This window comes from Enterococcus sp. DIV1283b (genome assembly GCF_051710965.1).
GTDB lineage: Bacteria > Bacillota > Bacilli > Lactobacillales > Enterococcaceae > Enterococcus_B > Enterococcus_B lactis.
This window is the reverse complement of sequence record NZ_JBIOLR010000002.1, coordinates 38,011-51,315: the sequence shown is the minus strand read 5'-3', so window position 1 is coordinate 51,315 and position 13,305 is coordinate 38,011. Positions and strand designations below refer to the sequence as shown.

Annotated in this window: 17 protein-coding genes and 3 pseudogenes; 2 read left to right on the top strand and 18 right to left on the bottom strand. The window is 34.3% G+C overall.

All coding sequences use genetic code 11. The features are described from left to right. The first annotated feature begins 457 nt into the window (after positions 1-457). Positions 458-568 (top strand): hypothetical protein, encoded by a 111-nt coding sequence (locus IGJ53_RS14480; RefSeq protein ID WP_375379635.1) that lies wholly within the window; start codon positions 458-460, stop codon positions 566-568. 133 nt (positions 569-701) lie between these two features. On the opposite strand, the pseudogene tnpA reads toward IGJ53_RS14480, so the two are convergent. The 13 genes and pseudogenes from tnpA to IGJ53_RS14415 form a co-directional block, all read right to left on the bottom strand. Then, positions 702-1,079 (bottom strand): annotated as a pseudogene (gene tnpA / locus IGJ53_RS14475) (IS200/IS605 family transposase). A gap of 288 nt (positions 1,080-1,367) precedes the next feature. After that, positions 1,368-3,209: a BspA family leucine-rich repeat surface protein gene (locus IGJ53_RS14470; protein WP_259741909.1), complete on the bottom strand. Its 1,842-nt coding sequence runs from the start codon at positions 3,207-3,209 to the stop codon at positions 1,368-1,370. A 657-nt stretch (positions 3,210-3,866) separates the two neighbouring features. Continuing rightward, complete coding sequence (locus IGJ53_RS14465; protein WP_201064638.1) at positions 3,867-4,133, bottom strand: bacteriocin immunity protein; 267 nt, start codon at positions 4,131-4,133, stop codon at positions 3,867-3,869. Positions 4,134-4,142: 9 nt separating this feature from the next. Further along, positions 4,143-4,322, bottom strand: a complete 180-nt coding sequence (locus tag IGJ53_RS14460; RefSeq protein ID WP_047927845.1) for a class II bacteriocin — start codon at positions 4,320-4,322, stop codon at positions 4,143-4,145. A 281-nt stretch (positions 4,323-4,603) separates the two neighbouring features. Next, positions 4,604-5,263 (bottom strand): annotated as a pseudogene (locus IGJ53_RS14455) (DUF2786 domain-containing protein). Positions 5,264-5,295: 32 nt separating this feature from the next. Then, on the bottom strand, positions 5,296-5,478 hold the full coding sequence (locus IGJ53_RS14450; protein WP_242478289.1) for a hypothetical protein: 183 nt from the start codon (positions 5,476-5,478) through the stop codon (positions 5,296-5,298). A gap of 87 nt (positions 5,479-5,565) precedes the next feature. Beyond that, entirely contained in the window at positions 5,566-5,745 is a 180-nt protein-coding gene (locus IGJ53_RS14445; RefSeq protein ID WP_201064770.1) for a hypothetical protein, read from the bottom strand. Positions 5,746-5,760: 15 nt separating this feature from the next. After that, positions 5,761-5,961 (bottom strand): hypothetical protein, encoded by a 201-nt coding sequence (locus IGJ53_RS14440; protein ID WP_002330566.1) that lies wholly within the window; start codon positions 5,959-5,961, stop codon positions 5,761-5,763. A gap of 164 nt (positions 5,962-6,125) precedes the next feature. Further along, on the bottom strand, positions 6,126-6,833 hold the full coding sequence (locus tag IGJ53_RS14435; RefSeq protein WP_201064641.1) for a hypothetical protein: 708 nt from the start codon (positions 6,831-6,833) through the stop codon (positions 6,126-6,128). Further along, positions 6,826-7,263, bottom strand: a complete 438-nt coding sequence (locus IGJ53_RS14430) for a hypothetical protein (protein ID WP_201064644.1) — start codon at positions 7,261-7,263, stop codon at positions 6,826-6,828. The genes IGJ53_RS14435 and IGJ53_RS14430 overlap by 8 nt, the downstream gene beginning before the upstream one ends. Before the next feature lie 15 nt (positions 7,264-7,278). After that, positions 7,279-7,530, bottom strand: a pseudogene (locus IGJ53_RS14425) (hypothetical protein). Continuing rightward, a complete protein-coding gene (locus IGJ53_RS14420) occupies positions 7,530-7,736 on the bottom strand; it encodes a DNA helicase UvrA (RefSeq protein WP_201064648.1) in 207 nt (68 codons plus the stop codon). The pseudogene IGJ53_RS14425 and the gene IGJ53_RS14420 overlap by 1 nt, the downstream one beginning before the upstream one ends. 440 nt (positions 7,737-8,176) lie before the next feature. Beyond that, a complete protein-coding gene (locus IGJ53_RS14415) occupies positions 8,177-8,437 on the bottom strand; it encodes a hypothetical protein (RefSeq protein WP_002296240.1) in 261 nt (86 codons plus the stop codon). Positions 8,438-8,511: 74 nt separating this feature from the next. Here IGJ53_RS14415 and IGJ53_RS14410 point away from each other — a divergent pair, with 74 nt between their 5' ends. After that, a complete protein-coding gene (locus IGJ53_RS14410; protein WP_201064650.1) occupies positions 8,512-8,715 on the top strand; it encodes a putative holin-like toxin in 204 nt (67 codons plus the stop codon). 140 nt (positions 8,716-8,855) lie between these two features. Here the strand turns inward: IGJ53_RS14410 and ssb are convergent, their stop codons facing one another. The 5 genes from ssb to topB all read right to left on the bottom strand — a co-directional run bounded on the left by ssb (position 8,856) and on the right by topB (position 13,295). Next, entirely contained in the window at positions 8,856-9,341 is a 486-nt protein-coding gene (ssb, locus tag IGJ53_RS14405) for a single-stranded DNA-binding protein (protein ID WP_201064652.1), read from the bottom strand. Between the two features lie 2 nt (positions 9,342-9,343). Beyond that, positions 9,344-10,243, bottom strand: coding sequence for a nucleotidyl transferase AbiEii/AbiGii toxin family protein (locus IGJ53_RS14400; RefSeq protein ID WP_201064654.1), 900 nt, complete (start codon positions 10,241-10,243; stop codon positions 9,344-9,346). Positions 10,244-10,255: 12 nt separating this feature from the next. Next, on the bottom strand, positions 10,256-10,849 hold the full coding sequence (locus IGJ53_RS14395; protein ID WP_201064656.1) for a type IV toxin-antitoxin system AbiEi family antitoxin domain-containing protein: 594 nt from the start codon (positions 10,847-10,849) through the stop codon (positions 10,256-10,258). Between the two features lie 76 nt (positions 10,850-10,925). Then, entirely contained in the window at positions 10,926-11,075 is a 150-nt protein-coding gene (locus IGJ53_RS14390; protein WP_201064659.1) for a hypothetical protein, read from the bottom strand. Positions 11,076-11,090: 15 nt separating this feature from the next. Continuing rightward, complete coding sequence (gene topB / locus IGJ53_RS14385; RefSeq protein WP_259741907.1) at positions 11,091-13,295, bottom strand: type IA DNA topoisomerase; 2,205 nt, start codon at positions 13,293-13,295, stop codon at positions 11,091-11,093. Between the last annotated feature and the right edge of the window lie 10 nt (positions 13,296-13,305).

Sequence of the window (13,305 nt, the reverse complement as noted above, 5' to 3'; positions counted from 1 at the left end):
TGTTTTTATATAAAAATACATAAATATATTTAATAAAATAATAATTTAGCTGATGCTTCAATTACAAAAAATTATGTTTATACAAAAGGAAACTAAATGAACTTACTATGGAATCACATAAAACAACTATAAAGAAATTCTTTCAAAAAAATGCGATATAACACTGAATATTCTAGAACCGAAAAGATCACCTGAAGTATAAACGACTCAAATGTTACTGGAAGTTATTTCTAAAATATTATTATCTATTAGATAGCTCACACTATCGCTATAATTATTTCCTTAAGCATCCTATGACTAAAAAAGCTATTGTCGATGAATTACTAAACTATAATTCCACATTGAAGTTGGCTTATAATGCTTGTCAGCTCCTTCTCTATCACGAACTACTTTTTCGAAGTGGTGAATACCTTAGACACACAGCTTCTTGAAGTAAGAAACTCACTTTCTTAAATAAATACATAATGCCTTTCAAACAACTTATACTAACGGAACATTTGAAGAAACAAACAATAAAGTCAATGTTATTAAACGAGTATCTAATGGTGATCGTATTTACTTAATCTAGGACTTGATTTGCCAAAATTAATCTAAAGACCCGTGAATATGGATAGATTTTTAATCTACTTAAAAGAGAGCGATACTCGCTTCCCCTTAAAATTTGCTTTTTAGACGACCGCCAACTGCTCATCTTCTCTCGCTTACTTTTTGAATGGATATACGTACTCTCTTTTACTATCTCGAATGCGATCATCAGTTTCTTGTTCATAGAGGTATTTTTCAATTATCTTTTGATTTAATCCAACTTTACTCACATAGTATCTCTTCGACCAAAAGATTTTGTTTCCGTATTTATATCTGAGATTTATGTGCTGCTCATGGATTAGTACCTCACTACTATCTTTCATATACTCCGTAAAACTGGATATACTTATTTGGTGGGATACTCGAACAAGCCTGTGAATATGATCTGGCATTGCATATGCTTCTATGATTTCCACATCACAACTCCCTAAGTATTTTTCCAATATCTTTTGACCATAGATTACTTTTCATCGAGATTTAGGTGTAAATATAATATGATTCTTACAATTCTAACGAGTATATGCTAAACTTTTATTGTCATGTGACATGAAAAAAATCCTTTCGATCTGATAAGCGGTTGGTAGCCACTCACTAGTATATCGAAAGGAGTTTTTTATCGCTAAAGATACTGCTTCCACGCGTAGAAACGCGTGTTTTTTGTTTCGCATTATTTGCGTACGAAACTAACTGAAGTCATTAATAAAATACCATTTACTAACATATTTCACTGACTATAAAAAATGGAATATCTTCTAACTTTATTTTAGTAGATAACAACTGAATTAATTAGGAATCAACCTAAGATTCCACTCTATATACCCTTGATAAGATCCTATTTGAATATTAGATGTATCTGGAATTATTAGTTTAGTATTATTTAAACTATAGTCATAAACACCATTTTTGATACTATTAGAACTTGTTTTCATTAATAATACTGGAGATTTAGTATTAATAATAATATTTGGATAGCCTACTATTTTATCATTACTTGGTATTAAATCATCTAATGGATTATATGATTTAATACCATCACTAATATTTTCACTCACTTTCCCATTTGTAGATTGAATATAAGTATCTCTCATTGTTGGCACATCCCAAAATAATTGAGCTGTAACTTCCCATGAATGGCTATTTAGAGAATAATCTTTTACTCCAACATTCAAACCTTCTATATTATTTATTGGTAGTTCTTGTTTTCCAAAATTTTGTAATGGCGTTGGAAAAGTTGTAAAAGCCGTTGGAAAATAAGCTAAGGAAAAATTATCAGTAGAATTTAATATTGTATTATCTAAGGATGTACTATAATTTATGTTCTTCCATTGCGCACTATAAACCGTATTAAACAAATCACTTATATCTTGGGCATTATCAATAGTTGTTCCTTGTACTTCCCAACCACTCATCTTATAATTCCTTCTTTTGGGACAATTATTACTTATAAATTCTTTCCATTTATTTTTAAATGTTTCAGTATTAATACGTGGATCAGATGGACGAACTGCAGGTGACTCAAAATAATTAATTTCTTCTTTATTTTCTAAAAATTTACCACCATTACCATTTAGTTTTGGTCCGTATGGAATTCTCCAATCTAATATAAAATTATAATTCAATAACCTATTATCATTTGTTAATAAAAAAAGAGGACTATATGAAGTACAATCAAACATTTGTACCAAATTAGCATCATCTCTTAAATGCCACTTAGACATATCTAAATAATGAACATTGGGTAAATCTGCGAACGATAAATAAAAAGAGTTAACATTAGATACATCCCAATTAGCAACATCTATATTTACCAATGATTCACATCCAGTAAATAATTGTGTCATATTTGTAACATTTTCAGTATGCCATTGACTAGTATCTATTTTTTGTAATGACCTACAATTTCCAAATAAAGATTGCAAATTCGTTACTTTAGGCATCAATAGATTTCCTTCAACAGTTTGTAAATTTATACAATTGAAAAATAATTGAAATGCTGTTTCAAGATTAGGCAGTGTATTACTACCAAAATTTACACTTTGTAAATTTGATGATCCAAAAAACATACTGCTCATATTAGTAACATTATTCATATTTAAACCAGAGAAATCTACAGTTTCTATAGATTGATTATTTTGAAAAGAAGTGAACATACTATTAGAAGTTACTAACACTTGTTTATTATTAACTGATAGGAACTTTAAATTTTTGATATTACCAGGTAAATTAATTCCTTGAATACTTGGAATAATTACTTGCTTACCATTAATTTCTGCTGGAATTATGATATTAATATCACTTCCAATATATTTATTTAAAATAATTGTACTCTCAGTTTCCGTTATTTCCCAATCTAGAAAATAGTTGTTTGTGGTTGTAAAAATCGTATGTTCTTCATTATCTTCACTGTCGATACTATTACTACTATTATTATCTTTATATGTATTCGTACTTGACTCTTCTGTTGGCCAATATACATCACTTGAAACAGAAAAATTTTCATTATTATTACTACTACTTTCATACGTTTTTCTAGAATCAACAACAAAAGTTTCAGCTTTTACATTTACTCTAAAATAAATAATAACAAAAATTGTAGTTATTAAAATTAGTATTTTATTTATCATTCTTATATCTCCTTTTTTTATTGAATTTTTTACCATTATAGATCGTTAATTTAAACTATTAATAGCATTATTATGTGTATTCAAAAAGTTTTTTACAACTATTTCCATATCTAAAAATATGTTATTTTATTTGTTATATAAAAAATATAGAGAATAAAAAAATAAAGCATATTTTATAATAAAATTACCAAGTAAATTACTCTTTATATATTCTAGTTTTCTATTTAATTACCTGATAATTATTTAAATCAGGTAATTTCTTTTTTATATTGTTAATAAGTATAATAATTAGCTTTGTATATTGGTAAAAAAAAATTATGTTCATATTTAGTTTAATTACCTAATGTGTCATTTTTATATTTAAATAGAACAAATTTTCTAATTTTTTTGTCATAGTCAATAAGAATTACAAAAGTAACTAATTTTTTGCCATTTATCTAGAAAAATAACAACGAACACACCAAAATACCAACAGGATATACCCTGTTGGTCCTGAAGTGTTCTTCTATATGGACATAAATGAATAACTGGTAAAGAAATAATAAACTTAGCAAAAAACAAAGATATTACAAAAATAAATAATTGAACCTATATAGTAAGAGTACCTAAACTCAATTAGATACTCTTACAAAAAAATATAATGGCACTTATTACAACTCAAAATCCCGACCATGCTTTGGGAGTTTTTACTTCAGCAAGTAACTCCAATAAAACTTTTGGTGTGGAAAAGCCGTTTCTAATAGTGAACCCACTAATTGCAGGTTGAAATTCTTTCTTGTAATCATAATAAAATTCACCTTTAGCAGCACTATCTTTTATTTTTTCTAAAATTTCACATAGATTTTTATCTTTTTTAATTTCTGGGGTGGCTAATGCAGTTTCAGTTAATTCTAGAATTTTGTTGAAAGATTTATTATTTTTCATAATAGGATATTAATGTCCCATACCTGCCAAGCCAGAAGCCCAGCCGCTAATAACAATTCCTGCAATATTTTCTTTAGCTTCTCCCCAGTTAACCCAGCACTTACTATTATTACAATAAACACCATTACCATATGAACGCGTAGCTGCATCGACTTTTGTACCAAAATTCGTCACAACTAATCCAAACATTCCAATAAGAGCTAAACTAAATAATTTTTTTCTCATAAATCAATACCTCCTTTTTTCTAAAATAATTGTAAATAATTTTTAGAAAAATTTGATAAATATATCATAAAAAGTTATTTTGAAAGCATAATTGCAATAAAAATCGAAAAAAAGACTTGCAATCAATCAGGAGCAATGCTAAGGAAAGTAATATGTTTGTTTTCGAGTTTTGGACAGACTCTCCCTAGTGATTAAGGAAAGTCTACAAAAATCCTGATAAGGTTTACCCTGTTGGTCGCACTTTCTTATTCTAGTAATTCTGCTTTTTTAAATTTTAATCCTTCCTGGTATCCATGGAAGTAAGCTTCATTGTCTTTTACTTTGTGTGAAGTATCTTTTCCTGGAACTAAACTGAGATCTTCCATGTAAGTCTTCCCGGCTTCAGGAAGCTGTAAAGCTAATTCGTAACCGTTTGTGAGTATTTGCTGCGTGAACACTTTAGACAATCCAGTAAGATAGCCCTCGATATAGTCTTGCTTTAATTGCCATTTTCGCTTTCGTTTGCGTTTGATCTCTGGCTGCTGCATATATTTTCTTGCACAATAGGAGCCGCCTCCGCTTGCGTATTGGAAAGTAATTTCAGCAATCTGCACGTCTGAAGCTAGACCAGTGAAACATAGATCGATAGGTAATCCTTTTTGATAATAAAACTCTGTTCTAAAATTTCGTGCGATAATTGACGCTAAACGATATAGCCACTTTTGCGGACGTCCATGATAGATCACGTGCGTTTCTACTTATTCTATCCGTTGCTGCTCGTGATAGTTGAAAACCTCCTCTTCGGTAAGGGCATAGTCCATCATCAATTGCTGAGCTTTGGCTAATGCGCTCATTGATTCCTCATCGTTTGCATCTGCAGCGAGCGTCAGTAATTTTTGAATCTTCTCTTTTCTCTTGTCTGCCATTTTCTTCTCCTAAAGGTACGTGTGTGTTAAGCCTACTTTTTTTTCTGAACACTGCTTTCTAGTGTTGCTAGTTCTTTTTGTGCTTTTTTCATTCGTTTTAGTCCTTCTTTGTATACCATAGAAGTTTTATTATATCCTAACAATTCCAGTTGTTCTAAATCTTCTTCTAATTTCTCTACCCACATTCTTTTATGATCTAATAAATTGTATTTCATAGTAATCTCCCTCTCATCCCATAATTTCAATCTTTTCTATTATTTAAAAAGTGCTATCACTTTTAAGTTTTAGTATAAAAAGTGACGTCACTTTCTGAGTGCTGGTACATCAAACCCTGATTTTTCTTGTGCAATCAATAAATCTAACGCAATACACATAATCCTGGATTCACTTTTGCCGTACTTCTGTTTGAGTTCCTGCAATTCTTTTTGTCTCTTTTCATCCAACGTGACGGGTAACCGTTTATTTCCTATTGCAATTGGTATTAGTACTCTCTCCTTTCATCGAAATAACCCTATGAAAAATATGGCTGCAATCATCTTGAATAGTAGACTCACAAGGGCTAATACAAATCGCCAAAAGATCAAACAAAATACCAGTATTCCTAAGAATACTACGAAGTTTAAATGTACAGCTGCAGCATGACGCATAAGTATCTCGCCAACAAACAGTACGAACAACAGAGGAATAATTTTATTCATATGGATTTCCTTCTTTCTCTTAGGTTATCGGGCGTTGCCCGCTTATTTCGCACCACCTAAGCGGCGGGGGCGGTTGGAGCGATTGGTGCGAAATAAGAACCATTCCCTTAATTTCAAGGTTTTTTGTTCTTATTTCACACATTATCACTTTTCGGTATAAATGGTTATTGACCTTTTTTCCTTTCAAATCGTTGATATGGCATTCGTTTACAGTCAAGCTCATTTTGGATTTCTTCTGTATCGTCGTAAGTGTAGGTATCTAAAAAATCAGTTAAAGTCGTGTACCAGTCGTCGCCTGGGTTATCTACTTCTTCTACATATTCCCTCAAAAATGCTTCGGGTACAGCGAGTTTATAATCCATTCCCATTAACACGATAGATTCCGTCCCACACGTCAAAAATCTAGTAAATACAAGGTAATAATCTTCTACCGTCGCATTTTTGCTGTTTAGCTCTTCCATTTCTTCTTCCATTAATTCCATGCTCTCAAAAATTGAATAATATTCTGATTCTGAGTAATAGTGTTTCCTACAAATCGTGTAGCTGACAAAGTTTTCGACCAGCTCACTCCTTTCTAGGTACACATTCATGATGTATTTTTCTGTTTCTAGTCGTAGAAGCTCTGTTCCTTTTTTTACCGTTTCAGGACGACGTTTATACACGTCTAAATGATTATGGCTGACTGTGACCTTCGTTTGACTCGTTTCGCTTTCCATATACAACTGTTCTTCCACTCTTTGAATAAAGTACTTCATTTCTTCCATACAACTAAAGTCTTTTTGAATCCGTCTGACTACTTCATTCAAATGTTCTTTGTTTGTTAAAAAGTGAGAAACATCTTCCACTGTTAGTTGATAAACCACATTACTCATTTTCGTTTTCCTCCTTTTTCATGGTGTAATAGGCGCCATACTTGTTGACATTTTCAAAGTAGTCTAACCATTCACTTGAAACAGTCTTGGCTTTTTTCGTTTCGATAAATTTTCCATACGTTAGTTCTAAAGCTTGGTATTCAGAAGATTTGATTGTGCTTGGTTTGACGCCTGCTTCCAAGCATAGTAAGGATTGGAAAAACCATTTTCCATTTTGTTTTTTCAGTTCTTCCAATGTTCGATAGTACGTCGCAATGAGATTCATTTCGACACCTGATTCAATCATTTCTTCCACTGCGACTGGCAATTTTTCCTTGTAATGTTTTTTGGGTACACGTGTTTCATGGTATAGGAACGTCATATCCTCCATTTTTTGTGCCATTTTATCCAAAGGTAATTTGACAAATTCGTCATAGTAATTTTGAGCCATATTTTTTTCTCCTTTTTAGTTCTCTAATTTGGTTAACCAATATTCGTTTTCATAAGTTTCCAAGTTTTCTTGATAATGCAGTTCATATCCTGCAATCTTCACTAGGTCTTAAAATAGCATAGTCGGTGCATCCTCTACTAAAGGGGTTTCTATCGTCCAGTACCGCGGAATAAGTAAAGCTTCCGCTACTTTTTCAGAAATGACTTCTTTGTCCACCAAAATTTGAACGACTTTTTTTACAGTCAATAATTTGTGTTGTGTTTTCATCAGTGTTTCTTTCCTTTCTCATCAATCAAAATATAATCGCCATAAGACAAGGTATATTTTTTCCCGCATGTTGGACATTGATACAAACGATAGCTTTTGATACATTTCGCTCTTTCTCCACTATCGCATTCGACAGTATGTGGTGCATGATAGTTTGGGAATAATTCGCTGAAGGGAACACCCCAATAATCAAATTTCTTTCGCATGATTGATTTTGCCTCCTCTTAGGAAAGGTTTTACTTCCTTTCGTTAGTTCTTTCTTTATTGATTTGTTGGCCAGAATGAATCAACTAAAAGCGACAAGGACAAGGGCGCGCAGCGTGCCATTTACCCTTGTCCTTGTCGCTTTTTGGTGATAAAAGGCAACTTGTTGCCGGTCTGGCAAATCAATAAAGAGATAACGAACAGGAACGAACCTTTTGGTGAGAGGAAGTTTTTTCTATTTTGTCTTGCTTTGCAAGACACCATATCTTAGTGAACGTGCAGCGTTCACTTCCTTTCTTCTCGAACGGCGGTGGCGGTTGGAGTGAGAGAAAGGTTTTTCAATTGAGAAGGCACTTGTGTCTTCCTAAAAAGGTCTTTTCCTGTTTCTATGTAAAACAAAAAGAGCTGCAATCCTCATTTAGGACTACAACTCTTCTTTTATTTATATGCCCATCGATCGCGTAAAATGATCGGGATTTCTAACATACATGCTAGCAATAACTAGCTGATTTCGTTTATTGAAGTGACCTGTGACGGCAATATTGTATTTTCCATCATCCATAATTAGCAGTTTATCGATAATTTCAATATCTGCAACTACACAATTAATCGATTCATGAATTGTTTGTAAAGTAAAGCGAACCAATAATGGTTGTGTTTTTATTACTCGGATTTTATCAAGCAAACCAACATATTTGTTCATCACGATCACCTCGCTAAAATTATAGCAAAACCAGCTAAAATTGAGAATTTTTATTCGATTTTAGATATGTTATAATGATCAAGACAGTAAAGTTTGTGACGGTGGCTATCCGATTGAAAGTGAGGTGGTGCGTATGTGCGTACTTCCAAAATCTTACAGAAAGGAGAAGCCTTTTTCCTGTTGAAACGGCGCTAGGATTAATGATTAGTTTCGGTTCTTTGATCGCAACAATCATTTTGGGAATCTTAGCAGTTGTAAACAACAATCAAAAAAAATAACCGTCAGCTTTAGCCGGTCGACGATTATTTTTCAAAAATAATATTAAGCTGGTCACCGTCTTAAACGGTGCTGTTAGGGGAGTTGTTAGCGCAACTCCTCTTTTCGTATCCATTATAACAACTTTATTGATCTTTTACAATCAGAATGGTAAATCATCATCACTAATATCGATTGATTGTCCGCCAAATGGATTTTGTGAAGCGTTCAATCCATTGTTGTTAGGCGTAGCTACATCCCGTTGTTCAAAGGTGGTAGGGCTTGGACTGCTAGACGATTGATCAGCGTGCATACGGCTCTCTGTCGCTGTTTTACTTTCTAATAGTTGGAAGTTATCGGCCACAACTTCTGTCACATACACTCGTTGCCCTTGCTGGTTGTCATAAGTTCGTGTTTGAATCCGTCCTGTAATTCCTGTTAAACTACCTTTTTTAGCTAAGTTTGCCATGGTTTCTGCAGGTTTACGCCAAATCACACAGTTGATAAAATCAGCTTCTCGATTGCCGTTTTGATTCGTGAAATTGCGGTTAACAGCTAGGGTAAAAGTCGCCACTGCTGTGCCACTTGCGGTATAACGTAAATCTGGATCTTTAGTTAATCGTCCTACTAAAGTTACATTATTGATCATCTTTATCTCTCCATTTCTTGATTTATTTGTTGTGATCTTTTAAACTGCCTTTTTCTTTCTTGATTTTCAATTTTGATCACACTTTTCATTAGGTGATCAATTTCGTTGACTGTATCTGTAAATAAAATGGAATTCGCAAACGTGTTAACTGAGCGATATTTTTCCCACTGCTTTTCCAAATAGTCGTTTCCCCTGATCTTATCCATTTCTCTTTCATAATAAAAGGATAAAGGCTTTGTATCTCCACGTTTTGTAAATGTATTTCGAACACTTTTGTATAACTCTTTCGTATCGATATTTTCTAGTTTCGGAATGGTAAATAAGTCGTAGTAATCTTTTGCTCTCGAATTATCTGTGCCAAAGCTGAACGTAGCACTTAGCTTTTCTGCAATAATTTGTTCTGTTGGATAAGCTGGAATCTCCACTTTTTTATCTTCAAACATTAATTGGTGATAGTGTGTATCTACTTCAGGATAAATAGAGTCTCCTGTTGTCACGTCCATTTTAAACGGTACACGTACTTTCTCTAAATTAGCCACCAATTTAATTTGAAATCCAGGATAAAAATCGGCTTCTCTTGTTTCCTTCATTCCTTGAATAGAGAAAACAATGCCTTCTTTTGTGGGTTTTCTAGTTAAATCATTAAAAATGCTCTTCAATTTTTCTTCAGTTAATTTGCTATTTCTAAATGTCGTATCGATATCAATTGTTGTCCTTCTATCGATTCCATATTTTGATCCTAATAAAAAGCCGCCTTTCAAAATGAAGTCATTTTTGTACTTTGATTCAGAAATTTGTTCAATTAGACGATCCATCATAAAATGCCGTTGTACTAACTGTGCATTTAATCCTGTACTCTTTGCTAAATTTCTGGTTTTTGCTGCAAATTGTGTCGGTGTCATCTTTTTCCTCCATCAATATAAGCTTTGCATATGGTATTTCATTTCTTTTTCTACATGTAGTTTTGTCATATAATCTCTTAATTTGCTTGGATCTCTCAATGGATCTCCCATGTACTCCTTTAATGCTTCTAATTTCATTTCGTATTCAATTTCATATCTCGGATTCCAAATATCACAAAGCGTACGCTCTTTATCGTACATAGTAATAGGATTTCCTTGAAAAGAAGTTCCCTCTACTTTGCCTAGCTCATAAACTTCTTTCTTAACGAAATGAAATTGTAACTGCTGCTCTTTTGTAATTGAACGATCAACGTTATAGCCATGGGGAAAAGTTAAGTGAATGAATTTCGGCATATTCGTAGAAAGCTGGTAAATATCTAAAGTCGTTTCATGAGAGAAGATTCCCCTGGAAAATCGTTGCTGAAGCCAAAATAAATCATCTATTCCATGACCATCCTCTACATAGTAACCACGATCAACTTTGATCAATTTTCCTTGATTCACCAATCTTTGTACAGTGGTTGCTGCGATTCCAAATTTTCTAGCTTCCTTCATAGATAAATTTCCATCGCGAATAGCCAGCAATTCTTTCAGTTTAACTTGCATTTACTTCCCCCTCCCTCCGTTACAAATACACTACATTAAATATATCATGATAGTGTATTTGTAACAAGGTTAATGTCTATCGATCTAATTCAATTTCTTTTTGTATCCGCTTCTGGTTCTTCAATTGCTGCAGTCTTCGTTTGTTGGCACGTAATTTTTCTTGTTCTGAACGAATTTTTGCTTTTTGATTTTCGATTTCTTGTTGTTTGTGTGTTGTATTTCGCATAAGATAAACCCTCCATTATTTTGTAGTGCGGCGTGTTCTTTTCTTGAAGTTCGTTTTTTTCTTTTCAGAAAATTCAAATCCTGTAGTGAAGTCTTCTTTTAAAATAATTGTTGCTTCAAACGAACCTTTCTGACCTTTTAACCCTTTCACTGGTTGGCTTGTTCGGCCATTTTGAATGATCTCCTTCAGCTGTGTCGCTGTGAGTTTCTTTTTGGCAATCGTTGTCCATAATTTAAAATCACAGACTTCAGACGTACAAGCCGCCACCTTTTGATAGAGTAAGACTTCTTGTTCCTGGCATTTTGGACAAATTCCTAAATGACGCGCGGCTTCTTGCTTTTCACTGGCTGCTTTCACTTCTTGTAACGTCGATCCAAAATCAGTGGATTGGATTTGCCCTGGTACGACTTCCAATAAGTGAGAGACAAATTTTTGGATATTGGCTAGAAAAGTGGTTTGTGTTCCTTTTCGTTCACCGATCTTTAACAAGTAGCTTTCCCATTTGGCGGTCATTTCGGCGCTCGTAAGCAGCGGCTCTTTTTCCACGGCTTGGCAAAGCAAAATCCCTTTATTCGTCACCACGAGCTTATTTTTCTCTACCTTGATATATTCCTTTTGTTTCAAGGTTTCAATAATATTCGCCCGTGTCGCTTCTGTACCGATTCCTTCCACTTCTTTCAATATGGATTGCGCTTCTTCACTATCCACGGTTTTCCCAGCTGTTTTCATTGCAGTGATCAACGTACCTTCGGTATAAGGTTTTGGTGGCTTTGTTTCTTTTTCAAGAATTTGTAGATCCACGGTCACCATTTCTCCTTTTGTCACTTTAGGAAGTAGCGGCTCTTCTTCCTTCTCTTTTCCGTCGCTCTCTTTTCCAAATAACTTCTTCCAACCTAGATCTAGCGGCACCTTTCCGATTGCCTTTAACTGAAGCTGCTGAACTTGCGTCAAGATCGTTGTTTCTTCATAGGTATACTTTTCCGCAAACAGGGCCACCGTTGTTTTTAACACTTGTTCATAAATAGCCTGCTGCAGTGGACTTAATTGTTCAAAAGCCGCTGCCGTCATGACCGTTTTTGTAGGAATGATCGCGTAATGTTCCTGGACTTTCTTATTATTCACATATCGACTATTCGGTGTATGAATAGGAGTAGGAATGGCTTCGGCCTTTAAAAAGTGTTTGTATTCGTCTAAGTGATCCAACAGATACGCATACTCCCCTTCTGTAATATAAGGGGTATCTGTTCGTGGATAGCTTAGATATTTCCCTTCATACAACCCTTGCATGGCTTCCAAAGTATCTTTGGCACTAGCTTTCATGAGCTGATTCATTTTAGACTGAAGGCTGGATAGAGAAAAAAGACGTGGACTTGCCGCACTTTTTTTCTCGGTTTCGACTTCAAGAATCGTGCCTGGCTGTTTTCCCAATTGACCCCCCTTTTCTTTTAAATAATCTTCAAATGCTTCTTGCGTCGCTTGGGTTTCATTCGGATCAAGCTTCGCAACAAATGCGCCATTTTGAGCGATTACTTGGGCTTTTCCTTCAAAATAAGGCTCTTTTTGGAAGTTTCTAATCTTTTCCTGCAACTGATAAATCATGTAGAGCGTTGGGGTTTGGACTCTGCCTAAGGAAAAACTTCCTGGTATGCCTTTTTGTTGCAAGAGTAAACTATACAGTGGGCTGCCGTTCATGCCGATCAACCAATCAGCGATCTGGCGTACTTGTGCTTCTTCAAATTTGGGATAGGTCTCTTCTGCGTCTCGTAATTGATGGAATCCCTGATAAATGGCTTCTTTTTCTAAGGAGTTGATCCAAAGTCTTTTAAATATCTTTCCATGATCGGCGCCTGCTTGTTGAATGATCGTCCAAGCTATTAGTTCCCCTTCACGGTCGCTATCTGTCGCAATAATAATGGTGTCGGCCGATTGAAGTTGCTGTTTCACCACGTTGAATTGCTTTTTCTTATCTTTAGGAACATGATAGCGATAATGTGTAGGGAAAATAGGCAAATGCTCTAAGGACCATTGTTTCCAATTTTCATCGTACATATCGGGCGAATTTAACTCGACTAAATGACCAAAACCATACGTGATCACAGTTTCACCAGGAAACAATCGATCTAGGATCTCAAAATACCCGTCTTTTCGGGTAGCTTTAGAAAAGCTATCGGCATAAGCCTTCGCTTGTGACGGTTTTTCTGCTAAAATGACGGTTTTCATAGTGACGGTT

Excerpts from the sequence above, each read along its gene's own strand:
- IGJ53_RS14400 (WP_201064654.1), bottom strand. The coding sequence starts at position 10,243 with ATGACACCGACACAATTTGCAGCAAAAACCAGAAATTTAGCAAAGAGT.
- IGJ53_RS14470 (WP_259741909.1), bottom strand. The coding sequence starts at position 3,209 with ATGATAAATAAAATACTAATTTTAATAACTACAATTTTTGTTATTATT.
- IGJ53_RS14440 (WP_002330566.1), bottom strand. The coding sequence starts at position 5,961 with ATGAATAAAATTATTCCTCTGTTGTTCGTACTGTTTGTTGGCGAGATA.
- IGJ53_RS14435 (WP_201064641.1), bottom strand. The coding sequence starts at position 6,833 with ATGAGTAATGTGGTTTATCAACTAACAGTGGAAGATGTTTCTCACTTT.
- IGJ53_RS14395 (WP_201064656.1), bottom strand. The coding sequence starts at position 10,849 with ATGCAAGTTAAACTGAAAGAATTGCTGGCTATTCGCGATGGAAATTTA.
- IGJ53_RS14420 (WP_201064648.1), bottom strand. The coding sequence starts at position 7,736 with ATGCGAAAGAAATTTGATTATTGGGGTGTTCCCTTCAGCGAATTATTC.
- IGJ53_RS14430 (WP_201064644.1), bottom strand. The coding sequence starts at position 7,263 with ATGGCTCAAAATTACTATGACGAATTTGTCAAATTACCTTTGGATAAA.
- IGJ53_RS14450 (WP_242478289.1), bottom strand. The coding sequence starts at position 5,478 with ATGAAATACAATTTATTAGATCATAAAAGAATGTGGGTAGAGAAATTA.
- IGJ53_RS14460 (WP_047927845.1), bottom strand. The coding sequence starts at position 4,322 with ATGTTTGGATTAGTTGTGACGAATTTTGGTACAAAAGTCGATGCAGCT.
- IGJ53_RS14465 (WP_201064638.1), bottom strand. The coding sequence starts at position 4,133 with ATGAAAAATAATAAATCTTTCAACAAAATTCTAGAATTAACTGAAACT.
- IGJ53_RS14415 (WP_002296240.1), bottom strand. The coding sequence starts at position 8,437 with ATGAACAAATATGTTGGTTTGCTTGATAAAATCCGAGTAATAAAAACA.
- topB (WP_259741907.1), bottom strand. The coding sequence starts at position 13,295 with ATGAAAACCGTCATTTTAGCAGAAAAACCGTCACAAGCGAAGGCTTAT.
- ssb (WP_201064652.1), bottom strand. The coding sequence starts at position 9,341 with ATGATCAATAATGTAACTTTAGTAGGACGATTAACTAAAGATCCAGAT.
- IGJ53_RS14390 (WP_201064659.1), bottom strand. The coding sequence starts at position 11,075 with ATGCGAAATACAACACACAAACAACAAGAAATCGAAAATCAAAAAGCA.
- IGJ53_RS14410 (WP_201064650.1), top strand. The coding sequence starts at position 8,512 with ATGATCAAGACAGTAAAGTTTGTGACGGTGGCTATCCGATTGAAAGTG.